At 71.5% G+C, this 24,093-nt stretch carries 19 protein-coding genes and 1 pseudogene; 15 read left to right on the top strand and 5 right to left on the bottom strand.

Features of this window, described 5'->3' with window-relative positions:
- Positions 1–212: 212 nt before the first annotated feature.
- Positions 213–2,177: an acetate--CoA ligase gene (acs, locus tag OIE49_RS19570; protein WP_326803438.1), complete on the bottom strand. Its 1,965-nt coding sequence runs from the start codon at positions 2,175–2,177 to the stop codon at positions 213–215.
- 244 nt (positions 2,178–2,421) lie between these two features.
- Positions 2,422–3,951: pseudogene (locus tag OIE49_RS19575) on the bottom strand (SulP family inorganic anion transporter); the annotation flags it as partial.
- A 303-nt stretch (positions 3,952–4,254) separates the two neighbouring features.
- On the opposite strand from OIE49_RS19575, the gene OIE49_RS19580 reads away from it, so the two are divergent.
- Positions 4,255–5,514, top strand: a complete 1,260-nt coding sequence (locus OIE49_RS19580; RefSeq protein ID WP_326803439.1) for a hypothetical protein — start codon at positions 4,255–4,257, stop codon at positions 5,512–5,514.
- Positions 5,515–5,628: 114 nt separating this feature from the next.
- On the opposite strand, the gene OIE49_RS19585 is transcribed toward OIE49_RS19580, so the two are convergent.
- On the bottom strand, positions 5,629–6,609 hold the full coding sequence (locus tag OIE49_RS19585; RefSeq protein ID WP_326803440.1) for an ATP-binding protein: 981 nt from the start codon (positions 6,607–6,609) through the stop codon (positions 5,629–5,631).
- A 100-nt stretch (positions 6,610–6,709) separates the two neighbouring features.
- Here OIE49_RS19585 and OIE49_RS19590 point away from each other — a divergent pair, with 100 nt between their 5' ends.
- Complete coding sequence (locus OIE49_RS19590) at positions 6,710–7,573, top strand: oxidoreductase (protein ID WP_326803441.1); 864 nt, start codon at positions 6,710–6,712, stop codon at positions 7,571–7,573.
- Positions 7,574–7,944: 371 nt separating this feature from the next.
- Here the strand turns inward: OIE49_RS19590 and OIE49_RS19595 are convergent, their stop codons facing one another.
- Positions 7,945–8,778 (bottom strand): HAD family hydrolase, encoded by an 834-nt coding sequence (locus OIE49_RS19595; protein WP_100568481.1) that lies wholly within the window; start codon positions 8,776–8,778, stop codon positions 7,945–7,947.
- A 585-nt stretch (positions 8,779–9,363) separates the two neighbouring features.
- Between OIE49_RS19595 and ssd the strand changes: the two genes are divergently transcribed.
- The 7 genes from ssd to OIE49_RS19630 all read left to right on the top strand — a co-directional run bounded on the left by ssd (position 9,364) and on the right by OIE49_RS19630 (position 14,652).
- The gene (gene ssd, locus OIE49_RS19600; protein WP_326803442.1) at positions 9,364–10,467 is read left to right on the top strand and encodes a septum site-determining protein Ssd; all 1,104 of its coding nucleotides are present in this window, start codon (positions 9,364–9,366) and stop codon (positions 10,465–10,467) included.
- Between the two features lie 74 nt (positions 10,468–10,541).
- Positions 10,542–11,717, top strand: a complete 1,176-nt coding sequence (locus OIE49_RS19605) for a TadA family conjugal transfer-associated ATPase (RefSeq protein WP_326806277.1) — start codon at positions 10,542–10,544, stop codon at positions 11,715–11,717.
- A complete protein-coding gene (locus OIE49_RS19610; RefSeq protein ID WP_326803443.1) occupies positions 11,710–12,600 on the top strand; it encodes a type II secretion system F family protein in 891 nt (296 codons plus the stop codon). Before OIE49_RS19605 ends, OIE49_RS19610 begins: the two co-directional genes overlap by 8 nt.
- The gene (locus OIE49_RS19615; protein ID WP_326803444.1) at positions 12,597–13,397 is read left to right on the top strand and encodes a type II secretion system F family protein; all 801 of its coding nucleotides are present in this window, start codon (positions 12,597–12,599) and stop codon (positions 13,395–13,397) included. The genes OIE49_RS19610 and OIE49_RS19615 overlap by 4 nt, the downstream gene beginning before the upstream one ends.
- An 83-nt stretch (positions 13,398–13,480) precedes the next feature.
- Complete coding sequence (locus OIE49_RS19620; RefSeq protein WP_326803445.1) at positions 13,481–13,672, top strand: DUF4244 domain-containing protein; 192 nt, start codon at positions 13,481–13,483, stop codon at positions 13,670–13,672.
- Positions 13,673–13,733: 61 nt separating this feature from the next.
- Positions 13,734–14,081, top strand: a complete 348-nt coding sequence (locus tag OIE49_RS19625; RefSeq protein WP_376493246.1) for a TadE family type IV pilus minor pilin — start codon at positions 13,734–13,736, stop codon at positions 14,079–14,081.
- A 28-nt stretch (positions 14,082–14,109) separates the two neighbouring features.
- Positions 14,110–14,652, top strand: a complete 543-nt coding sequence (locus OIE49_RS19630; protein WP_401786817.1) for an Rv3654c family TadE-like protein — start codon at positions 14,110–14,112, stop codon at positions 14,650–14,652.
- 161 nt (positions 14,653–14,813) lie between these two features.
- Here OIE49_RS19630 and OIE49_RS19635 read toward each other — a convergent pair whose 3' ends face one another.
- A complete protein-coding gene (locus OIE49_RS19635; protein WP_326803446.1) occupies positions 14,814–17,330 on the bottom strand; it encodes a DEAD/DEAH box helicase in 2,517 nt (838 codons plus the stop codon).
- Positions 17,331–17,412: 82 nt separating this feature from the next.
- On the opposite strand from OIE49_RS19635, the gene bldG reads away from it, so the two are divergent.
- From bldG to OIE49_RS19665, 6 genes are all read left to right on the top strand, one after another.
- Positions 17,413–17,754, top strand: coding sequence for an anti-sigma factor antagonist BldG (gene bldG / locus OIE49_RS19640; protein WP_009189842.1), 342 nt, complete (start codon positions 17,413–17,415; stop codon positions 17,752–17,754).
- A gap of 105 nt (positions 17,755–17,859) precedes the next feature.
- Entirely contained in the window at positions 17,860–18,294 is a 435-nt protein-coding gene (locus OIE49_RS19645) for an ATP-binding protein (protein ID WP_100568486.1), read from the top strand.
- 313 nt (positions 18,295–18,607) lie between these two features.
- On the top strand, positions 18,608–21,010 hold the full coding sequence (locus OIE49_RS19650; protein WP_326803448.1) for a sodium-translocating pyrophosphatase: 2,403 nt from the start codon (positions 18,608–18,610) through the stop codon (positions 21,008–21,010).
- Positions 21,011–21,201: 191 nt separating this feature from the next.
- On the top strand, positions 21,202–21,819 hold the full coding sequence (locus OIE49_RS19655; RefSeq protein ID WP_326803449.1) for a small secreted protein: 618 nt from the start codon (positions 21,202–21,204) through the stop codon (positions 21,817–21,819).
- 62 nt (positions 21,820–21,881) lie between these two features.
- Positions 21,882–23,435 carry a class I SAM-dependent methyltransferase gene (locus OIE49_RS19660; protein ID WP_326803450.1) on the top strand — a complete coding sequence of 518 codons (1,554 nt, stop codon included), beginning with the start codon at positions 21,882–21,884 and terminating at the stop codon, positions 23,433–23,435.
- A 313-nt stretch (positions 23,436–23,748) separates the two neighbouring features.
- Positions 23,749–23,946 (top strand): hypothetical protein, encoded by a 198-nt coding sequence (locus tag OIE49_RS19665; protein ID WP_100568489.1) that lies wholly within the window; start codon positions 23,749–23,751, stop codon positions 23,944–23,946.
- Positions 23,947–24,093: the final 147 nt, after the last annotated feature.

Here is a 24,093-nt window from a genome sequence, read left to right on the forward strand (position 1 = left end):
GGTCGGTGGGCATGGCGAATCACATGCCGACCAGACTTCCCGGCGCACCTGAGGGTTTGTTCCGTTGTGTTGTCCCGCCCACCATACCCAAGGGCGGGCCGAGCGGGTCCGGCGTTCCTTTCGCCGGTGCGGAAGGGGCACCGGGCGCTTGTCGCGCCGAGTGCCCCTTGACGCCGTAGTCAGTCCTCGCCCGGATTCCGGGCGGTCCCCGCTCAGTCCTCGCTGGACGACGTGGGCAGCTTGGCCTGGATGAAGTCCATGACGGTGGAGTCGGTCAGCGTCGTGACATCTCCGAGCTGCCGGTTCTCCGCCACGTCACGCAGCAGGCGCCGCATGATCTTCCCGGAGCGGGTCTTCGGCAGCTCCGCCACCGGCAGGATCCGTTTGGGCTTGGCGATCGGGCCGAGGGTCGAACCGACGTGGTCGCGCAGCTCGCCGACCAGGTTCTCGGTCTCCGTGACCGCGCCGCGCAGGATCACGAAGGCGACGATCGCCTGTCCGGTGGTCTCGTCCGTCGCGCCGACCACGGCCGCCTCGGCGACCGACGGGTGGGAGACGAGGGCGGACTCGACCTCGGTGGTGGAGATGTTGTGCCCGGACACGAGCATCACGTCATCCACGCGGCCGAGCAGCCAGATGTCGCCGTCGTCGTCCTTCTTCGCGCCGTCACCGGCGAAGTACCGGCCCTCGAACCGCGACCAGTAGGTGTCGATGAACCGCTGGTCGTCGCCCCAGATGGTGCGCAGCATCGACGGCCACGGCTCGGTGAGCACCAGGTAGCCACCGCCGCCGTTGGGCACCTCGTTCGCCTCGTCGTCCACCACGGTGGCGGAGATGCCGGGCAGCGGCCGCTGGGCCGAGCCGGGCTTGGCGTCGGTCACCCCCGGCAGCGGGGAGATCATGATGCCGCCGGTCTCCGTCTGCCACCAGGTGTCGACGACCGGGGTGCGGTCGCCGCCGATGTTCTTGCGGTACCAGATCCACGCCTCCGGGTTGATCGGCTCACCGACCGAGCCGAGGATGCGCAGGGAGGACAGGTCGAACTTCGCGGGGATGTCGTCGCCCCACTTCATGAACGTACGGATCGCGGTCGGCGCCGTGTAGAGGATCGTCACGCCGTACTTCTGGACGACCTCCCAGAAGCGGCCCTGGTGCGGGGTGTCCGGCGTGCCCTCGTACATGACCTGCGTCGCGCCGTTGGCCAGCGGTCCGTACACGATGTACGAGTGGCCGGTGACCCAGCCGACGTCGGCGGTGCACCAGAACACGTCGGTCTCCGGCTTGAGGTCGAAGACCGACCAGTGCGTGTACGCGACCTGCGTGAGGTAGCCGCCGGAGGTGTGCAGGATGCCCTTCGGCTTCCCCGTGGTGCCCGAGGTGTACAGGATGAACAGCGGGTGCTCCGCCTCGAACGCCTCCGGGGTGTGCTCGGCCGGCTGGCGGTCGACGATCTCGTGCCACCACAGGTCCCGGCCCTCGGTCCAGGCGACCTCCTGGCCGGTGCGGCGGACCACGAGCACGTGGTCGACGTTGTCCACGCGCCCGACCGCCTCGTCGACGGCCGGCTTGAGCGCGGAGGGCTTGCCGCGGCGGTAACCGCCGTCGGCGGTGATCACGACCCGGGCGTCGGCGTCCTTGATGCGGGTGGCGAGCGCGTCCGCGGAGAAGCCGCCGAAGACCACCGAGTGCGTGGCGCCGATCCTGGCGCAGGCCAGCATCGCGACCGCGGTCTCCGGGATCATCGGCATGTAGATCGCGACCCGGTCGCCCTTTCGGACGCCCAGTTCGAGCAGGGCGTTGGCGGCCTTGGAGACCTCGTCCTTGAGTTCGGCGTAGGTGATGGCGCGGTGGTCGCCGGGCTCACCCTCGAAGTGGATCGCGACCCGGTCGCCGTGTCCGGCCTCGACATGCCGGTCGACGCAGTTGTACGCCACGTTGAGCGTGCCGTCCTTGAACCACTTGGCGAACGGCGGGTTCGACCAGTCGAGCGTCTCGGTCGGCTCCACGGCCCAGGTCAGCCGGCGGGCCTGCTCCGCCCAGAAGCCGAGCCGGTCGGCCTTGGCCTGCTCGTACGCGTCCGACGTGACGTTGGCGTTCGCGGCCAGGTCGGCGGGGGGCGCGAAACGTCGCTCCTCCTTCAGGAGGTTGGAGAGTGAAGAACGCTCGTTGTCTGCCATCGTCGCACACCGTCCCAGTGGTTTAGACCAATTAATGCGCCCGATTCTCCGAGGGCCCCAGGGTGTCGGTCAACCCCTCTTATCCTGACACCCGCTCATTCACGGGTCACGCGCGACGGTCCCCGGAGGTTCACTCCTGGACTCCTTTCTTGCTCAGCGCGCTCTGATTGTCACTGACCGCAAGGGAAGGTACCCCAGCCTGCGGCGTCTCCGTCACGTCGGTCCGGGTGAAGGATTCCGGGTGACGACAGCCGCTGAGCTCGACCGAGCCGCCTTGAGCGGTGTGCGTCCGCTGCCAGTCCCGCAGTGACTCGTACGCCGCGTGATCCATGAACGAGCCGTCCAGCCGGACGACCACGGTGGTTCCCGGCGGCACGAGATGCAGGGCCCGGCTGAGCTGGGGCACCGCGAGGAACGTCAACTGCCCCCGTACGTCCAGGTGATGGACTCCCTTCCGCTCTTCGTGCGTGATGCGGGTGCGGGCGAGGCGGCGCAGGGCGACGGCGACGGCTACGGCGATGCCGAGAGCCACGCCCTGCAGAATGCCGAGGACCACCACGCCGAGGGCGGTGGCGGCGTACACCGGGGTCTCCCGGTGGCGGGTCACCGTGCGGATGTGGTGCGGGGACACCATCTGGAGGCCGACGGCCATCACCAGGGCGGCGAGCGAGGCGAGCGGGACGAACTCCAGCACCGGGACCATCAGCAGCGCGGCGATCACTACGAGAAGGCCGTGCAGCATCGTGGAGTTCCGGCTCACGGCGCCCGCGCGCACATTCGCCGTACTTCGCACGGCCACCCCGGCGACCGGCAGGCCACCGAGCGCGCCGGAGACGACGTTGGCGGCGCCCTGGCCGAGCAGTTCCCGGTCCAGGTCCGAGCGGCCGGCCCGGGGGGCCGGTCCCGCGCGGCCCGCGACCAGCTTGTCCACGGCGACTGCGCCGAGCAGCGACTGCACGCTGCACACCAGCGTGGTGCCGAGCACCGCGGCGACGAGCCCGAGCACCGGCCCCTGGGGCAGTCCGGCCAGGGCGTGGCTGCGCCAGGACGGCAGATCGACCCTGGGCAGTACCAGCCCGGTGAGGGAGGCGACGGCGGTGGCCGCGGCGACGGCGACGAGCGCGGCCGGCACCCTGCCCAGCAGGCGGCCTGGCCGACCGGGCAGGCGTGGCCAGGACAGCAGCACCGCCAGGGTCAGCGCGCTCACCGCGAGGGCCGCCGGGTCGAGAGCGGTCAACTGGGCGGGTATGGCTCGGAGGTTGTCGACGACGGAGCTCTGCGGGCTGCCGCCGAGGGCGATGTGCACCTGGGCGACGGCGATGGTCACCCCGATCCCGGCGAGCATGCCGTGCACGACGGCGGGGCTGACGGCGAGCGCGCCGCGGGCCACGCGCAGGCAGCCGAGGGCGAGTTGGGCGAGACCGGCGAGAACGGTGATCGCGCAGGTCGTACGCCATCCATAACGGTGGATCAGATCGGCGGTCACGACGGTGAGTCCGGCGGCGGGGCCGCTGACCTGGAGCGGTGAGCCGCCGAGCCGCCCGGCGACGAGTCCGCCCACGGCTGCGGCCACGAGGCCGGCCCGCAGCGGAGCGCCGGTGGCCAGGGCGATACCGAGGGAGAGGGGCAGGGCGATCAGGAAAACCGCGACGGAGGCCGACACGTCGGCGCCCGTGAGGCGGAGGCGGCGTGGGCGCCGGGGCGGGCTGTGGGGCGGGTGCGCACGCTCGGTGCGGGCGGATTTCGCGGTGTCGTCGGGGGCGCAGGCCGGCATGTTCACCGTCTCCTCGGGATGGCGCGGGCGCGGAACTTGCGGCTGAATCAAAGGGATTCAGCGGGAACGGCGGATTCAACGATTGGTAAAGCGATCGTAATGCCGCGTAAAGCCCATGCCTAGACCGTCTGCTCAAACGGGGCAGCAAATCACCTCGTTGAGTGAAGTGGACTTTTTACCGGCTTGTCCTACTAATTCCTTCTCCGGTCCGTGCGATCTTGACGGCACTGTCGGCCCGTCCGGCACATCACCAGCACACGCCGTCTCGGCGTTGGACGAGAGAAGGAAGAAGGTGGGCGGAACATGGCCGCCACCCAGAGGATCGCCGTGGGCGTCGCCGTCGCCGCGGTCTGCGCCTCGTCGCTCGCGGGTTGCGCGAGCGACCAGGCGCCGAGGCAGGGCGCGCCCGGCGCCCCGCAGAAGGGCCCCCAACTGCCCGGCAGTGTCGTCCGCCTGATCGGCGACGGGTCCACCGCGTACACCGGCGCGCAGCCGCACCTGCCCAGGCCGGAGCGGCTCAAGGCCGGTGAGAAGCCGCCGCAGTTCGTCGTTTTCTCCTGGGACGGGGCCGGGGAGGACAGTCAGAAGCTGTTCTCCCGCTTCCGCCAGGTGGCCAAGGCCAACAACGCGACCATGACCTTCTTCCTCAGCGGCGTGTACCTGCTTCCGCAGGAGAAGCGTGACCTGTACCGGCCGCCGCAGCACGCCCCCGGCAGCTCCGAAATCGGCTTCAATGACGCGCAGGGCATCGCCGACACGGTCGAGCAGGCACGGCTGGCTTGGCTGGAGGGCAATGAGATCGGCACCCACTTCAACGGTCACTTCTGCGGCCCCGACGGCGGGGTCGGAAATTGGTCGGTCGACGAGTGGAAGAGCGAGATCTCCCAGGCCAAGCAGTTCGTGAAGACCTGGAAGACCAATACAGGCATGAAGAGCGCCGCCTCGCTGCCCTTCGACTACGACAAGGAGCTCATCGGCGGCCGCACCCCGTGCCTGGAGGGCCAGAAGAACTTCGTCAAGGCGGCGAGCCGGCTGGGCTTCCGTTACGACAGCAGCGGCGTCAACAACCAGGAGTGGCCCAAGAAGAAGGACGGTCTGTGGGACCTGTCGATGCAGTTGGTGCCCTTCCCCGGGCACACCTTCGAGCAGCTGACCATGGACTACAACTTCATGGTCAACCAGTCCGGCACGCAGACCCAGGGCGACCCCGCGAAGTTCGGCTACTGGGGCAACCAGATGCGTGACGGCCTGCTCAAGGGCTTCCAGCGGGCCTACGACGGCAACCGCGCCCCGCTGGTGATCGGCAACCACTTCGAGTCCTGGAACGGCGGCACCTACATGCGCGCCGTCGAGGACGTCGTGAAGCAGGTGTGCAACAAGCCCGACGTGCGCTGCGTCTCCTTCCACCAGCTGGCCGACTGGCTGGACGCCCAGGACCCGCGGACCCTCGACCGGCTGCGGACCCTCGAGGTCGGCGAGGCCCCGAAGCAGGGCTGGGCGTCCTTCCTGTCGTCGCGCCCGGCCCCGGCCCCCAAGGGCGTGCCCGGCGCGCCCAAGCCGTAGCGGCACTCCAAGCCGTGGCGGCACTCCAAGCCGTGGCGGGCCCGTGGGTAGTGCCGGGCTCCGTGCCGGGGCGGGAGTCCCGGCCGCGGCTGGGCCTCGGGCCCGTGGCGGGACTCACGCCGGGGCGGTGACACCCTCGCCGAGGACGAAGCCGGGGTCGATCTGGGCCGCGAGGTCGGCCCCGGTCCGCTCGTTTCCCCACGAGGCGGCGTTCTTCAGGTGGAAGTGCACCATCTGGCGGGTGTAGCGGTCCCAGTCGCGCAGCTCGTAGGTGGCGTCGGCGGCGACCTGGAGCATGCGCAGGGCGCGGCGGTTGGCGTCCTCCAGGAACTCGAACCGGGGCGGCCGGCCCTTCTCCATGGCGCGCACCCAGTCGGAGTGCCCGACGGTCACGAGCAGGTCGTCCCCGACCTCGGCGCGCAGGAAGTCGAGGTCGTCCCGGCCCTGCACCTTGTTGCCGACGACGCGCAGCACGACCCCGTAGTCACGGGCGTACTCCTTGTACTGGCGGTAGACGGAGACCCCCTTCCGGGTCGGCTCGGCGACGAGGAACGTGATGTCGAAGCGGGTGAACATGCCGGAGGCGAAGGAGTCCGAGCCCGCCGTCATGTCGACCACGGCGTACTCGTCGCGGCTGTCCACCAGGTGGTTCAGAAACAGCTCCACCGCCCCGGTCTTGGAGTGGTAGCAGGCGACCCCCAGGTCGGCGTCCGTGAAGGGGCCGGTGACCATCAAACGGACGGCCGCGCCGTCGAGTTCCACAGGGTGCGCGCAGGCGTCGTAGAGCGGGTTGTCCTCGCACAGGCGCAGCAGGCGCGAGCCCTCGCCCGGCGGGGTCGTCTTGATCATCGTCTCGGCGGAGGTGATGCGCGGGTTGGTGCCGCGCAGGCAGTCCTTGATCAGCGGCAGATGGTCGCCCATCGCCGGCAGTGCGGCGGACTGCGTCTCCTCCAGGCCGAGCGCGGCCCCCAGATGCTGGTTGATGTCGGCGTCGATCGCCACGACGGGCGCGCCGGTGGCCGCGAGATGCCGGATGAACAGGGAGGACAGAGTGGTCTTGCCGCTGCCGCCCTTCCCGACGAAAGCAATTTTCATGTTCACGAAGCGTAGTGGCCTGATTGCTGAGGGTGTAGAGATGCGTGAAGAAGACCACTCCATCGTGGGGCGGGGTGCTCGGGCCCGTAGGGTCTTACTCATGAGTACGACAGGCGCGACCGCCGAGCCTCCGCCGAGCTCTCGCACGAGCCCGAACAGGCAGGATCCCCTTGCGGCCCTGGGTGCGCTGCCCGGTGTGGCCGAGTCCGTGGAGTCCGTACGCAAGGCCGTGGACCGGGTGTACGGGCACCGGGTCATGCGGCGCAGGAGCAACGAGGTCACCTCCGAGGCGGCGCTGCGTGCTGCGCGCGGCTCCGGGGCGCTGTCCGGTGCGGACTGGGCCCTGGAGGAGGTGCGGCGCCGCTCCGACTTCAGCGGTGACGGCGAGGCGCGGGTGATGGGCGCCGCCCTGAGACTGACGGCCGAGGCCGGGCAACTGCTGTCCATCTGGCGGCAGTCGCCCCTGCGGGTGCTGGCCCGGCTGCACCTGGTCGCCGCCGCGAGCCAGGAGGGCGCGGTCGGGCGGCCGCGCCAGGCGGGTGAGAGTGTCGGCGAGCCGCTGATCGAACTGGCGCCGCCGAGCGCCGATGAGGTCTCCGGGCGCCTGGAGGGGCTGTCGGAACTGATCATCGCCGGCGGCTCCGCGCCCGCCCTGGTGACGGCGGCCGTGGTGCATGGCGAGCTTCTGGCGCTGCGGCCCTTCGTCTCCCACAACGGGCTGATCGCCCGGGCAGCCGAGCGCATCGTCCTGGTCGGCAGCGGTCTCGACCCCAAGTCGGTCTGCCCCGCCGAGGTCGGCCACGCCGAACTGGGCCGCGCGGCCTACCTGGCCGCCCTCGACGGCTATGTCTCCGGCACCCCGGAGGGCATGGCGGCCTGGATCGCCCACTGTGCCAGGGCGGTGGAACTGGGAGCGCGCGAGTCCACAGCGGTGTGTGAGGCGCTTCAGCGCGGGGCGGCGTGACGGACCCGGACACAGGGTTGCGGCGGTACGAGAACTCGTACCGCCGCTGGCATGAGCACCGAGTTACCAAGCGTCCTCGATATGTCGCCCATCAGGCCGGGATCTTTGCCCGTCACCTGGTGCGGCTGGCCCGTAATCGACGGGTCGACGTCGCGTGGGTGCCCGGTGTTCATGCTCGGTCCGTGGGGCCAATAGCGCTGTTAAAGGTGATCCTTGCGGATGTCCTTCGGTCTCGCGGGCCGTCGAATCCTTTGTACTGCAAGCGGGGTACAAGCGGAACCCCCGGCTGCACTTCTTTACTTTCAGGTTCAAACAGGAGCTAAACGGGCGCGCTGGTGCCGTGCGGCATTTCAAGGCGGCCGAGCGGCGGATCAGGCGATCGAGTTCCGGCGCCGGCTCGTGTACCAGACGAGTCCCGCGGTGGCCGCTGCCGCGCCTATGGCTGCCATCGCGACCAGGGCCGGACGCGGCGGCACCGAGAAGGCGGGCAGCCGTTGCTTGAGCCGCACCGGCCGGTGGAAGTCGAGAACCGGCCACGCACGCGCGACGGCCTCCCGGCGCAGCGCCCGGTCGGGGTTCACGGCGTGCGGATGCCCAACCGACTCCAGCATCGGCAGATCGGTCACCGAGTCGCTGTAGGCGTAGCAGCGGCTGAGGTCGTACCCCTCGGACTCGGCCAGCTCGCGGATCGCCTCCGCCTTCGTCGGGCCGTAGGCGTAGTACTCCACCTCGCCGGTGAAGCAGCCGTCCTCTCCCACCACCATCCGGGTGGCCACCACGCGGTCCGCGCCCAGCAGTTCGCCGATCGGCTCGACCACCTCCGCGCCCGACGTGGACACGATGACCACGTCGCGGCCGGCGGTGTGGTGCTCCTCGATGAGGGAGGCGGCCTCGTCGTAGATGATCGGGTCGATCAGGTCGTGCAGCGTCTCGGCGACGATCTCCTTGACCTGCCGCACGTTCCAGCCGCGGCACAGCGCGGACAGGTACTCGCGCATGCGCTCCATCTGGTCGTGGTCGGCGCCGCCGGCGAGGAAGACGAACTGGGCGTACGCCGTTCGCAACACGGCCCTGCGGTTGATCAGTCCGCCTTGGTAGAACGACTTGCTGAAGGTGAGCGTGCTCGACTTCGCAATGACCGTCTTGTCCAGATCGAAGAAGGCCGCTGTGCGGGGCAAGGAGTGGTTTTCCACGCCCCTGAGCATAGGGGCAGCCCATTCGGCGTAAGGTGGGCGTGTGGGTTTGCCTGAGAAGGCTCTCGGGTACACCATGGAAGTCACGGATCGTTCGCGACCGTGCCAACGCGGTCCGACTCCTCCCCCCCCGAGTCGGCCGTGAAGACGACCCCCGCTCTCCCCCCCGGCGGGGGTCGTCGCATGTCCGGGTGGGTTTCTCCCTTTCTGTCCGTGGTTGCCGAGCCGAATCGGCCGCATCACGCGGGTTGGGCCATCTCCATGATCTGTCACCGTGCGTAGTTGTGTCGCTGCTCTGTGGAAGTCGCACGGGAACCAGTACACGGGTCACCGGTATGGGTGACGGCGATATTCACAGCCATCGAGTCGTCCACAGTTTTTGACCAAGATCCACACGATTTTCCGGATCACTGCACCGTGATTCCGACGCGCACCGCTCCCGGCGAGTTCTTGGCCGGTTCCGATTGTCCGGGCGCGCGCGTGCGGCCGGTTCCGTATCGGCCGCCCAAAGGAAGGCCGATCGCCGGTTCTTCTCATGTTCGGGATTCGCGGGGCCGCACGAGCCACGCGCACGAAGCAGCGAAGGGGGTCCGACCCGTGGCCGGAACCGTCACACACGATCCACCGCCCGAGGCCGGAGGGTTGCAGGGCAGACCACTGATCGTCACCGAGGACGCCGGACTCCTCGACGACCTGCTGCGCCTGTGCGCGGCGGCCGGCGCCACACCCGAGGTCCATCACGGCCTGCCCGAGCGCAGAGGCGGCTGGGAGACGGCACCGCTGGTGCTGGTCGGCGACGACGCCGCCCGGCGGGTGCGCGGGGCCGCCCGCCGGCGCGGAGTGGTGCTGGTCGGCCGGGACCAGGACGACCCCGGGATCTGGCGGCGCGCCATCGAGATCGGCGCCGACCACGTGCTGGTGCTGCCCGACGGCGAGCAGTGGCTGGTCGACCGCATCGCCGACGTCGCCGAGGGCGTCGGCCGACCCGCGCTCACCGTGGGCGTCATCGGCGGCCGCGGCGGAGCGGGCGCGTCCACCCTGGCCTGCGCCCTCGCCGTCACCGCCGCCCGGGAGGGCCTGCGCACCCTGCTCGTGGACGCGGATCCGCTGGGCGGCGGCCTCGACGTCCTGCTGGGCGGGGAGACGGCCGAGGGACTGCGCTGGCCCGCGTTCGCCGCCTCGCGCGGAAGAGTCGGCGGCGGCGCCCTGGAGGAGTCGCTGCCCGAACTGCACTCGCTGCGCGTGCTCAGCTGGGACCGCGGCGACTGCGTTGCCGTCCCGCCGCAGGCTGTCCGGGCGGTGCTGGCCGCCGCCCGTCGGCGCGGCGGCGCCGTGGTGGTCGACCTGCCCCGCCGCGTCGACGAAGGGGTCGCCGAGGCCCTCGCCCAGATCGACCTCGGCCTGCTCGTGGTCCCCGCCGAACTGCGCGCCGTGGCGGCCGCGGCACGGGTGGCGTCCGCGGCCGGCATGGTCCTGCGCGATCTGCGGGTGGCGGTCCGGGGGCCGTACGCGCCCGGGCTCGACGACCGTGAGGTGGCCAGGCTGCTCGGCCTGCCGCTGGCGGGCGAGGTGCCCGTGGAGTCGGCGCTGCGGCGCTCCGGCGAGGGCAGGACCCCGCCCGGCGCGGTGGCGCGCGGACCGCTCGCCCGTTTCTGCACCGCCTTCTGGGAGCGGGCGCTGATCGAGGCGGCGGCCGCATGAGGACGGTTGCCGAACACCTGCGGACGGCGCCCGCGGACGCGCTGCGCGAGCCCGCGCCCGCCAACGGGCCTCGGATGCCGGTGGAGTTGCTGGACGGCGTACGGCAGTGGCTCGCCGAGAGCGGGGCCGAGCCGACGCCCGCGCGGGTCGCGCAGGCCCTGCGCGAACAGGGCCGGGTGCTCGGGGACGCGGAAGTGCTCGGCGCGGCAGAGCGGTTGCGCTCCGAACTGATCGGCAGCGGTCCGCTGGAGCCGTTGCTGGCCGATCCGTCGGTGACCGACGTCCTCGTGTCGGCCCCGGACCGGGTGTGGGTGGACCGGGGCGGCGGACTGGAGCGGGCCGCCGTTGCCTTCCCGGACGCGGCTGCCGTACGGCGCCTCGCGCAGCGCCTGGCCGCCGTGGCCGGCCGACGGCTGGACGACGCCCGGCCATGGGTCGACGCCCGGCTGCCCGACGGCACCCGGCTGCACGCCGTGCTGCCTCCCGTCGCCGTCGGCTGCACCTGCCTGTCCCTGCGGGTCGTACGGCCACGCGCGTTCACGCTGGAGGAACTGGTCGCGGCGGGCACGGTGCCGCCCGGCGGGGACCGCGTACTGCGGGCGCTGATCGAGGCCCGGCTGTCCTTCCTCATCAGCGGAGGGACCGGAACCGGGAAGACCACGCTACTCAGCGCACTGCTCGGGCTTGCGGGGTCCGGTGAGCGGATCGTCCTCGCCGAGGACTCCGCGGAGCTGCGACCCGACCACCCGCACGTCGTCCGCCTGGAGACCAGACCCGCCAACCAGGAGGGCGCGGGCCTGGTCACCCTCGAGGACCTGGTGCGGCAGGCACTGCGGATGCGGCCGGACCGACTGGTCGTGGGCGAGGTGCGCGGCGGCGAGGTGGTCCACCTTCTGGCCGCCCTCAACACCGGCCACGAAGGCGGCTGCTGCACAGTGCACGCCAACGCCGCCGCGGACGTCCCCGCCCGGCTGGAGGCGCTGGGTACCGCCGCCGGGCTCGACCGGGCAGCGCTGCACAGCCAGTTGGCAGCCGCGCTGTCGGTGGTGCTGCACCTCGTGCGGGACCGTTCCGGGAGGCGGCGGATCGCCGAGGTGCGGGTGCTGGAGCGGGATGCCTCGGGACTGGTGCGGACCGTGCCGGCGCTGCGCTGGGGTGCGGAGGCTTTCGTGGCGGAACCGGGGTGGGAGCGGCTGCGGGGGCTGCTCCGGAGGGAGAGCGGGAGAGGGGGCGAGGACCGCGATGGATGAGGGGTTCTGGGGCTCGGTCCGGGTGGCCGCGGGCGCGGTGTGTGCGGGGGCGGCCGTGTGGCTGCTGGCCGTGTTGCTGTTGGGCGGGTGGCACTCCGCGGCACGGCGGGCGCGGGTGCTGTTCGCCGGCGGCGGGCCGGAGGGCCCGGGACAGCCACCCTCCGACCGGATCCTTCGCCAACTGACCCAGGTCAGCGGACGGTTGCGCGCCGAATGGTGGGCACCGGCCGCCGGGCTGGTGCTCGCGGTGCTGGGCGCCTCGGTGCTGCCGGTCGTCGCGGGGGCGGTCGGGGTGCCGCTGCTGCGCCGCACCCGGCTCGCCCGGGCGGCACGCCGACGGCAGGAGCGGCAGGCGGACGCGGTGATCGCCCTGTGCGGGGCCCTCGCCGGAGAGGTGCGGGCCGGTCGGCAGCCGGGAGAGGCGCTGCTGTGCGCCGCGCGGGACTCGGGCGGGCTCGGCGACGCGCAGGCGGCGGTGCTGGCGGCGGCCCGGTTCGGCGGGGACGTGCCCGCCGCGCTGGCCGGGGCGGCCCGGCAGCCGGGGGCCGAGGGCCTGCGCGGCCTCGCGGCCTGCTGGCGGGTGGCCGTGGACCAGGGCGCGGGCCTGGCGGCAGGCCTGGACCGGCTCGAAGGGGCACTGCGGGCGGAGCGCGACCAACGTGCCGATCTGCGGGCTCAGCTGTCGGGGGCCAGGGCCACGGCCGTCATGCTCGCCGGTCTGCCGGCCCTCGGACTCCTGCTGGGCGAGGCCATGGGGGCCGACCCCCTGCGGGTGCTGCTGCACACGGGAGCGGGGCTGGGCTGCCTGGTCATCGGTGGCGTGCTGGAGGGCGCGGGCCTGTGGTGGGCCTTGCGGATCGTGCGAGCGGCGGAGGCGATGTGAGCGCGGGCGGTGTTGTCCACAGGCTGGGGACGGTCGCGGGGGCGGCGGCGCTCCTGTGGCTGACGGTGAGATGGCTGGAGGCGATGGGCCGGGAGCGGAGCGCACGGCGGCGTACGGCCGCGCTGCTGGGGACGGAGCGGACGGCGGAGGAGGCACGGCGCTCGCGTGCACGGCTCCGTGCGACAAGTGGCCTGCGGCAGTGCTTGCCGGCGGTGGGTGTCGCCGGGGCCGGGTGGGTGCTGGTCGGCGGGCTGACCGGGCTCGTGCTCGGGCTCGCCGGGGCGGCCGGGATGTGGCAGTGGCGGCGGCGGACGGCGAGCCGTCCCGAAGCGGAGTCCGACGCGGCCGAAGCCGCCCGTCAACTCCCGCTCGCGGCCGACCTGCTGGCGGCCTGTGTCGCGGCCGGTGGCGGCCCGGTGATCGCCGCCCAGGCCGTCGGAGAGGCCCTGGGCGGCCCCGTCGGGGACGCGCTGGCCCAGGGAGCCGCCCAGGTCCGGCTCGGCGGGCCGCCGGCAGACGCCTGGCGCGGACTCGCCTCGATACCGGGAGCCGCGGCCCTGGCGCGGCTGCTGGAGCGGGCCGACGAGTCGGGCCTTCCCGCCGCGGGCCCGGCCGCCCGTCTCGCGGCCGACGTCCGCGCCGACCGGGCGCGCACCGCGACGGCCAGGGCACGCCGGGCGGCCGTACTGGTCACCGCACCGGTGGGGCTGTGCTTCCTGCCCGCCTTCGTCGCGGTGGGCGTGCTGCCCGTGCTGATCGGCCTCGCGGGCGGACTGCTGAGCGGAGGTGGTGGCTGAGGGCGGCGGCGGAACCGAACCGACAGAGAACCAACAGGCAAGCAACGGACCAAGCAACAGACCAAGACCTCACGGGGGTTGATATGTACGGAAAGGTATGGGCACGGCTGCGTGCCCTGATGTGCCGGGACGCGGGGATGGTGACGTCCGAGTACGCGATGGGGATCATCGCGGCGGTGGCGTTCGCCGTCCTGCTCTACGAGGTGGTGACGAGCGGCCAGGTCAAGACGGAGTTGCAGAACATCGTGAAGCGAGCGCTCAGTGCGCGGATGTGATCGGGCACGGGCATGGGCGCGGGCACGCCGAGCCGAACGGGTGGGCGCCGACGCGGGGTTCGTGACTGCGGAGGCCGCCATGGTCCTGCCCGTGCTGGTGCTCGTGGTGACGACGCTTGTCTGGGTCCTGCTGGTGGTGCTCGCGCAGATCCAGTGCGTGGACGCGGCACGGGCGGGAGCCCGGGCCGCCGCCCGCCAGGACCCCGAGGGCTCGGTGACCCGAGTGGCCCGGGACGTGGCACCGCACGGTGCGAAGGTCACGGTGATCCGCCGGGGAGACCACGTGCACGTGGTCGTCGTGGCCGACCCGCCGGGGCTGGGCGTGCTGCCCTTCCAACTGAGGGAGGAAGCCGTGGCGGAGGCGGAGGACATGGTCGGGACGCGCGCCCAGCGGGGAGCGGGGACGTGAAACGGAGGACGGGGACGTGAGGGGCCGCATTCCGGGGTTCCGCCGCTTCCGCCGGCTCATCCGTGGCGGGTGTCGAGGGCGCCGTCTGTCGGACCGTGGTTCCGCCACCGTGTGGAGCGTCGGCGCGATCGCCCTGCTGTGCGTGGTGTTCGGCATCGGTCTCGCTCTGGGGGAGGCGGTAGTTGACCGGCACCGCGCGGCCGGCGCGGCCGACCTCGCCGCTCTGGCGGCGGCGGGCCACTGGGCCGAGGGCGGCGCCGTCGCCTGTGCCCGGGCGGAGAAGGTGGCCAGGGCACAGGGCGCCCGGCTCGTCCGGTGCGCGATCGTGGGCGACACCTCGGACGTCACGGCGGCGGCGCAACGGGGGCCCTTCACCGCGGAGGTGAGGGCGAGAGCGGGTCCGGCGACCCCGGCGGACGCTCCAGCGGGACCGGTTGCCCCATCGGACACCCCTGCGGGGCCCGGGGAACGCGCGGCAGGCGCGGCGGGGTCAGGGGAGCCGGCAGCGGGGGCGACGGTGCCAGGGGAGCCGGCAGCAGGGTCCGTGCGGCCTGGAGGGCCCACGGCATGAGCCAGGGCAGGGTCCAGGGCCCCTGCGGGATCCACGGCAGGTACAGCCGGCCTCACGCCCCCTGCGGGCTCCATAGCCGGGCCCACGGCTCCCGCCGGATCCACCGCGCCGCCACCTTTCACCCGCGTGGACCAAGCCCCCGCCTTCGCCCGGGCATCCGCCTAGGCCTCGGTCTCCGCTCCGATCTGAGGCCTCGTCTCCGCCCCCGCCTCCGCCTCCTCCGTCTCTTCCTCCGGAGCCGCCTTCAGCAGCACCGTCAGCAGACGTACCGCCCCCCTCTTGTGCAGCGGGTCGTTGCCGTTGCCGCACTTGGGGGACTGGATGCAGGACGGGCAGCCGGAGTCGCACTCGCAGGAGGCGATGGCCTCGCGGGTGGCGGAGAGCCAGGCGCGCGCGGTGTGGAAGGCGCGCTCGGCGAAGCCCGCGCCGCCCGGATGGCCGTCGTAGACGAAGACCGTGGGCAGCCGCGTGTCGGGGTGCAGCGGGACGGACACGCCGCCGATGTCCCAGCGGTCGCAGGTGGCGAACAGGGGCAGCATGCCGATCGACGCGTGCTCCGCCGCGTGCAGGGCGCCGCCGAGGATCTCCGGGTTGACGCGGGCCTCGTCGAGCTGGTCCTCGGTGACCGTCCACCACACCGCGCGGGTGCGCAGCGTACGAGGAGGGAGGTCGAGTTTCGTCTCGCCGAGCACTTCGCCGGTGATGACACGTCTGCGCAGGAAGGAGACCACCTGGTTGGTGACCTCGACGGAGCCGTAGCACAGGCGGCCGTCGCCCCAGGGCACCTCGGTGTCCGTCTCCAGGACGGAGATCGCCGTCGTGTCGCGGGCGACCGTGGTGTACGGCGGGGCGGCCTCCTCGACCAGGGCGACCGAGTCGTCCAGGTCGAGGGAGCGCACCAGGTACGTGCGGCCCTGGTGCAGATGGACCGCGCCCTCGTGGACCGAGGTGTGCGCGGCGCCCGCGTCGACCGTGCCGAGCAGCCGGCCGGTGCCGGACTCGACGATCTGCACCGGCCGTCCGCCCTCGCCGCGGATGTCGGTGAGGTCCGCGGCCCGTTCCCGGCGGGTCCAGTGCCAGGCCTTCGTCCGGCGGCGCAGCAGCTTCGCGGCCTCCAGCTGCGGCAGCAGCTCGGCGCAGGCCGGGCCGAACAGTTCGGTGTCCTCGTCGGTGAGCGGCAGCTCGGCGGCGGCCGCGCACAGGTGCGGGGCGAGGACGTACGGGTTGTCGGGGTCGAGGACCGTGGACTCGACCGGCTGGTCGAACAGGGCCTCGGGATGGTGGACGAGGAAGGTGTCCAACGGGTCGTCGCGGGCGACCAGCACAGCGAGGGCGCCCTGACCGGAGCGTCCCGCGCGGCCCGCCTGCTGCCACAGGGAGGCGCGGGTGCCCGGGTAACCGGCGATCAGCACGGCGTCCAGGCCGGACACGTCCACGCCCAGTTCCAGGGCGGTCGTGGCGGCCAGGCCCAGGAGTTCGCCGGAGTGCAGGGCGCGTTCCAGGGCGCGACGCTCCTCGGGCAGGTAGCCGCCCCGGTAGGCCGCGACACGCCGGGAGAGCGGCCGGTCGATCTCGGCCAGCCGCTCCTGGGCGATCACCGAGATCAGCTCGGCGCCGCGCCGGGACCGTACGAAGGCGACCGAACGCACGCCCTGGAGGGCGAGGTCGGTCAGCAGGTCCGCCGTCTCGGCGGTGGCGGTACGCCGGACGGGCGCGCCCCGTTCGCCCCGCAGCTCGGTCAGCGGGGGCTCCCAGAGGGCGAACACCAGTTCACCGCGGGGTGAGGCGTCGTCGGCCACCTCCACCACGGGCACGCCGGTGAGACGGCGTGCGGCCACCGCGGGCTCCGCCGCGGTCGCCGAGGCCAGCAGGAAGACCGGAGAGGCGCCGTAGCGCGCGCACAGCCGGCGCAGTCGGCGCAGGACCTGGGCGACATGGGAGCCGAAGACGCCGCGGTAGGTGTGGCACTCGTCGATGACGACGTACTTCAGGGCCCGCAGGAAGGAGGACCAGCGCGGGTGCGAGGGCAGGATCCCGCGGTGCAGCATGTCGGGGTTGGTCAGGACGTGGTTGGCGTACTGGCGGATCCACTCGCGTTCCTCGGGCGGGGTGTCGCCGTCGTACACCGCGGGGCGTACGGCCTTGCCCAGCGGCCGGGCGAGTTCCTTCACCGCGCGGCACTGGTCGGCCGCGAGGGCCTTGGTGGGGGCCAGGTACAGGGTGGTGGCGCCGCGGCCGTTGGCCGCCTCGGAACCGTCCAGCAGCGTCGAGAGCACCGGGACGAGGTAGGCCAGAGACTTGCCGGACGCGGTGCCGGTGGCGACGACGACGGAGTCACCGTCCAGGGCGTGTTCCGCGGCGCGCGCCTGGTGCGCCCACGGGTGCTCGATCCCGCACGCCTGGACCGCCGCGATCACCTCCGGCCGAATCCGGTCGGGCCAGACGGCATGGCGCCCCGCGCGCGGGGGCAAGTGCTCCGTATGAGTGATGCGCGCAGCCCGGCTCTGCCCCGCGGCGAGCCGGTCGAGGACCGTGCCCGGCGCCAGGCGGGTGACGGGGGCAGCCGGGGATCGATCGGATCGGTGATTCTTGGCCATCGGCACCGAGTCTGTCACCGACGTGCAGGACAATGGGACCAAGGCGTCGTGCACGCCTGCCGGTAAGTGATTGAATGCCATCGCGGCTGGCGAACCGTCCCGGGGGCTTCAAGCCGAGGTGTCCTGAGGGGCGACCGCTCGATAGCAAGGTGCTGGAGGATCCGTGGACCTGTCCCTGTCGACCCGTACCGTCGGCGATCGTACGGTCGTCGAGGTCGGTGGCGAAATCGACGTATATACCGCGCCCAAGCTGCGCGAGCAGCTGGTCGAGCTTGTGAACGACGGGAATTTCCACCTCGTCGTCGACATGGAGGGCGTGGACTTCCTCGACTCCACCGGGCTCGGCGTACTGGTCGGTGGCCTGAAGCGAGTGCGTGCCCATGAGGGCTCGCTGCGCCTGGTGTGCAACCAGGAGCGCATTCTCAAGATCTTCCGTATCACCGGTCTCACCAAGGTGTTCCCGATCCACACCTCGGTGGACGAAGCGGTGGCAGCCACCGACTGACCGCCGGCCCCGGGCCGGTGACCGGGGCGGAAGAGTCCAAGCGGAGGCCGGGCATTTCGGCGGCCCGGCCCTCCGGCAGCACGCCCGTAGCTCCGAGGGGGATGCATGGCCACCGTCGAACTCCGTTTCAGCGCGCTGCCCGAGCACGTCAGGACCGCCCGTCTGGTGGCGGCAGCGGTGGCGCGCAGGGCCGGAGTGGACGAGGCCGTCCTCGACGAGGTCAGACTCGCCGTCGGCGAGGCCTGCACGCGGGCTGTGGGGCTGCATCGCAACAGCGGGATCTCGGCACCGGTGAAGGTGATGCTGACCGAGGAGGAGAAGCAGTTCTCCATCGAGGTCGGCGACGAGGCCCGGCACGCGCCGTTCCACGCCGGGGATGCCCCGGGCGTGGTGGACGAGGCTGAAGCCGAGGAGGACGAGATGGGCCTCGCGGTCATCAGCGGCCTCGTCGACGATGTGGAGGTCTCTGCAGGGGAGCATGGCGGGCTGATCAAGATGACCTGGCCGACCACGCCGCCGCCGGTCGCGACGCTCCCCTGACCCACCTCACCCGTTCGGCGCACTACATGAGGGCCCTGCTTCGCAGGGCCCTTCTTGTTGCGTGACCGCCTCCACCAGGTACATTTGAATTCGTGAATGAATTCACGACCTGTCGGCAGATCATTTGATCAATCATTGATCGCGGGTCAATGGTTTTGAACCATTACCTCTTTCGGGTTCCGTGGCGTGACGTCGATCATTTGCTGAAGAGCAGGTGAAGGGCAATTCGGTTCGCCGCGCTCTGTTTTGATCAGGTTCCGCTACCTACAATCCGTCCACATCTTGAGCTCAGCCCAAGCGTCAAGGAGGACGAATGGCGGGGCTTTCTACCCCTCAGCAGTCAGGTCACCCCACAACCTTCGCAGCTGCAGTGTTGACCAATGACAATCGGATCATCGTGGCGGTCATCGCAGCCGTCGCGCTGGCCGCGCTCGTGGTCGCGGGCATCCTGGTGCGCCAGGTGCTGGCAGCGGGCGAGGGCACCAGCAGCATGAAGAAGATCGCGGAAGCGGTCCAGGAAGGCGCGAACGCCTATCTGGGCCGTCAGCTGCGCACGCTCGGCGTATTCGCCGTGATCGTTTTCTTCCTGCTCTTGCTGCTGCCTGCGGACGACTGGAATCAGCGCGCCGGACGATCGGTGTTCTTTCTGATCGGAGCCGCCTTCTCGGCGGCGACCGGCTATATCGGCATGTGGCTCGCCGTGCGCAGCAATGTACGTGTCGCCGCGGCGGCCCGGGAAGCGACCCCTTCGGCGGGTGAGCCGGAAAAGGATCTCACCGCCGTCTCGCACAAGGCCATGAAGATCGCTTTTCGCACCGGCGGTGTCGTCGGCATGTTCACGGTGGGGCTCGGCCTGCTCGGCGCCTCCTGTGTGGTGCTGGTGTACGCGGCCGACGCGCCGAAGGTGCTGGAGGGCTTCGGCCTCGGTGCCGCGCTGATCGCGATGTTCATGCGGGTGGGCGGCGGCATCTTCACCAAGGCCGCCGACGTCGGCGCCGACCTGGTCGGCAAGGTCGAGCAGGGCATTCCGGAGGATGATCCTCGCAATGCCGCGACCATCGCCGACAACGTGGGCGACAACGTCGGCGACTGCGCGGGCATGGCGGCCGACCTCTTCGAGTCGTACGCCGTCACGCTGGTCGCCGCGCTCATCCTGGGCAAGGCGGCCTTCGGCAACGACGGACTCGCCTTCCCGCTGCTGGTGCCGGCCATCGGCGTGATCACCGCGATGATCGGGATCTTCGCGGTGGCGCCGCGCCGCGCCGACCGCAGCGGCATGAGCGCGATCAACCGCGGCTTCTTCATCTCCGCGGTGATCTCACTCGCCCTGGTCGCGGTCGCCGTCTTCCTCTACCTGCCGTCGACGTACTCCGGTCTCACCGGCGTCACCGACGCGACGATCAGGGGCAAGGACGGCGACCCGCGGATCCTCGCCCTGGTCGCGGTCGGGATCGGCATCCTGCTGGCCGCGGTGATCCAGCAGCTGACCGGCTACTTCACCGAGACCACCCGGCGGCCGGTCAGAGACATCGGCAAGACCTCGCTCACCGGCCCGGCCACGGTCGTCCTCGCCGGTGTCTCCGTCGGCCTGGAGTCGGCGGTCTACACCGCCCTGCTGATCGGCCTCAGCGTGTACGGGGCCTTCCTGCTCGGCGGTACGTCGATCATGCTGGCACTGTTCGCGGTGGCGCTGGCCGGCACCGGACTGCTCACCACGGTCGGCGTGATCGTCGCCATGGACACCTTCGGCCCGGTCTCCGACAACGCCCAGGGCATCGCCGAGATGTCCGGCGACGTCGAGGGCGCGGGCGCCCAGGTGCTCACCAACCTGGACGCGGTGGGCAACACCACCAAGGCCATCACCAAGGGCATCGCCATCGCCACCGCCGTGCTCGCGGCCTCGGCGCTCTTCGGGTCGTACCGGGACGCCATCACCACAGGCGCGCGTGACGTCGGGGAGAAACTGACCGGCTCGGGCGCGCCGATGACGCTGACCATGGACATCTCGCAGCCCAACAACCTGGTCGGCCTCATCGCCGGCGCGGCGGTCGTCTTCCTCTTCTCGGGGCTGGCGATCAACGCGGTGTCCCGGTCGGCCGGTTCGGTGGTGTTCGAGGTGCGCCGGCAGTTCCGCGAGAAGCCCGGGATCATGGACTTCAGCGAGAAGCCGGAGTACGGCAAGGTCGTCGACATCTGCACCAAGGACGCCCTGCGCGAACTCGCCACGCCCGGGCTGCTCGCCGTCATGGCGCCCATCTTCATCGGGTTCACGCTCGGGGTCGGTGCGCTGGGCGCCTACCTCGCGGGCGCGATCGGCGCGGGCACGCTGATGGCGGTGTTCCTCGCCAACTCCGGTGGCGCCTGGGACAACGCCAAGAAGCTCGTCGAGGACGGCCACCACGGCGGCAAGGGCAGCGTGGCCCATGAGGCCACGGTGATCGGGGACACGGTGGGCGATCCCTTCAAGGACACCGCCGGCCCCGCGATCAACCCGCTGCTGAAGGTGATGAACCTGGTGTCGCTGCTCATCGCGCCCGCGGTCATCAAGTTCTCCTACGGCAGCGACAAGAGCCTCGGAGTGCGGATCGCGGTCGCGGTCCTGTCGCTGGCCGTGATCGTCGGCGCGGTCTACATCTCCAAGCGGCGCGGCATCGCCGTGGGGGACGACGACTCCGAAACGGTCTCCAAGTCAGCCGATGCCGCGGTGGTGTCGTAGACGGTCTCATCCCGGGCCCAGCTCAGGAGACGGGCGGGCGGCGCGTACGACGCGTCGCCCGCCCGCCGCGTGTGCGGACGCTCCCAGTGAGCCTTCTCTCGCTTGGTGCAAATGGCCTCAAGACACCACACAAGGGGCGACCGACTCGCTGGTGCGGCCGACACGGCGTGTATGTTCCGGGGCCGAGGGCCATGGAAGGGACCAAACCGGTGAACAAGAAGCTCGCGGCCGCATTGTCCGGCGGTGCGGTACTCGTGCTGGCACTGACGGGCTGCACCAACAGCGCTGCCGACAGCAAGAGCGACGCGCTGAACGCCTGGGCCAAGCAGGTGTGCGACGCGGTGCAGCCGCAGGCGAAGAAGATCGAGGCCGCGAACACCGCCATCCAGAAGGAGACCTCGGACAACAGCGCGCCGGCCCAGGTCCAGAAGACCGACGCGCAGGCCTTCCAGGACATGGCCGACGCCTACAAGGCCATCGGGCAGGCCGTGAACACGGCCGGCGCGCCCGAGGTCGACAACGGCCAGAAGAAGCAGCAGGACGCGGTCAAGGAGCTCAACGGCCTGTCGGCCTCGTACACCTCCCTGAAGGAGCAGGTGGACAAGCTCGACACCAAGAACCAGGCCAAGTTCGCGGACGGCCTCAAGGACATCGCCACCCGGCTGGACAAGCTGAGCCGGACCGGGAACGACGCGCTGAAGAACCTCGAGGAGGGCGACGTCGGCAGGGCGATGGCCCAGCAGCCGAGCTGCAAGTCCGCCTCAGCCACCCCGTCCGGTTCCGCCTCGTCCCCGGCGACGAACGGCTGACGTACGCAGACGCACGACGCGCGCCGAGACGCGCGCGTGCGCTGTCGGAGTGAGCCGACACAATGGGGGGCGTGAGTGACACCAGCCTGCCCGCACTGCCCGCCTCCGACCGACCGGACGTCGCCGCCCGGCTCAGGGACGCCCTGCTCGGCGCCTCCTTCACCGCCGACGGACTGCTCGAACTGCTCGGCGCGCCCGCGTACGCCGCGCTGGCGCGCAGCGAGACCGTACCCGCGATGCGGGCCACACGCGGCGACACGCCGCTGGAGCTTCTGGTCCGGCTGTTCCTGCTCCAGCAGCCGGTGCCGTACGCGCGCGTGGCGGACGTCCTGCCCGCCGAGGCGTGCCTGGAGACCGGCTGGCTGGTGCGCGTCGGCGCGGACGAGGTAGCCGCGGCCGTGGACGTCCGGCCCTACGGCGGACTCGACGGCGAGGACTGGTTCATCGTGTCCGACCTGGGCTGTGCGGTGGGCGGCGCGGGCGGGATCGGCAGCCGGGACGAGGGGGTCGTCCTCGGCGTCGGCGGCGCCTCCACGACCCTGGCCGGCATCACGGTCCGCACGCCGGTCGGCTCCGCGCTCGACCTCGGCACCGGCTCCGGCATCCAGGCGCTGCACGCCGGCCGGCACGCCACGCGCGTGACCGCGACCGACGTCAATCCGCGCGCGCTGCACATCACCGCCCTGACGCTGGCGCTGTCCGGCGCGCGGGCCGCCGATCTGCGCCAGGGCTCGCTGTTCGAGCCGGTCCATGACGACGAGCGGTTCGACCTGATCGTGTCGAACCCGCCCTTCGTGATCTCCCCGGGCGCCCGGCTGACGTACCGCGACGGCGGGATGGCTGGGGACGATCTGTGCCGCACGCTCGTCCAGGAGGCGGGCGACCGGCTGAACGAGGGCGGATTCGCGCAGTTCCTCGCCAACTGGCAGCACGTCGAGGGCGAGGACTGGCAGGACAGGCTCAGGTCCTGGGTGCCCCGCGGGTGCGACGCGTGGATCGTGCAGCGCGAGGTGCAGGACGTCACGCAGTACGCCGAGCTGTGGCTGAGGGACGCGGGCGACCACCGCGGTGACGCCGCGGAGTACCAGGAGCGGTACGACGTCTGGCTGGAGGAGTTCGAGGCGCGCAAGGTCAGGGCCGTGGGCTTTGGCTGGATCACGCTGCGCAGGACAAGCTCCGCGACGCCCTCGATCACCGTGGAGGAGTGGCCGCACCCGGTGGAGCAGCCGCTCGGCGACACCGTCCAGGCGCACTTCGCCCGCGTCGACTACCTGCGGGAACACGACGACGCCGCCCTGCTCGACGGTCACTTCCGGCTCGTGCGCGAGGTGGTCCAGGAGCAGGTCGGACTGCCCGGCGCCGAGGACCCCGAGCATGTCGTGCTGCGCCAGAACCGGGGGATGCGCCGGGCCACCGCGGTGGACACGGTGGGCGCCGGCTTCGCCGGTGTCTGCGACGGCACGCTGAGCGCCGGCCGCATCCTGGACGCCATCGCCCAGCTGATGGGCGAGAGTCCGCTTCTCCTGCGCGACCGCACACCGGCCCAGATCCGCCTGTTGGTGGAGCAGGGTTTCATCGAACCGGCGCAGAAACCGGGGGAAGAACCGGCTCAGTGACCGGTTCGGCGACCGGATCAGTGATCGGTTCGAGCGACCGGTGAGGCTGCGGGGGCGACGGCGAGTTCTCGTCGTTTCCGCGGCCTGTCAGTCCGTTTCGATCGGGCTCGGCCATGCTTTTCGATCCTTGCCTGGGGTCGGGCGGGAAAAGGCGGAAAAAAAAGCGGAGAACTTGATTCCCGTCACGTGCGGAAGGGGTGGGAGCACCGCCCCGGGAAGCGGGCCGACTCGTGTTCACCGCGGGTTCGTGCCGTCGTCGCCCGCGGCTGTCAGCCTCCCGTACCGGGGCACGCGGGGACGGGAGAGCACGTACATGGAGAGCGGTCCGGCGATCTTCACGGGAACGGTGTTCTCCCTGTTCGGAGCAGCCTTGTTGGGGTGGACGGCGGTCCGGGTCCGGCACCGGGAGACCATCGCCGCCGGCCTGCCGCGCACCGCGTCGGCGACCGTCGCGACCCTGGCCGCCGTGACCGCCCTGACCCTCGGCGTGTGGTGCTTCGGGCGGCTGTGAGAGCCGCGGCGCCTGTCCGGTCTCCGTAACTGAGAAATCACCCTCCGCATCAGCGCGAACGGCCTGGTGAGCACTCCGGGCGGCAGGAAGGGGGGTAGTCGGGTTACCGTTCGAGTGGCCGTTGCGGGCTTTTCCCGTTTGACACGG

It is taken from the genome of Streptomyces sp. NBC_01788 (genome assembly GCF_035917575.1).
Taxonomy (GTDB): Bacteria; Actinomycetota; Actinomycetes; order Streptomycetales; family Streptomycetaceae; genus Streptomyces.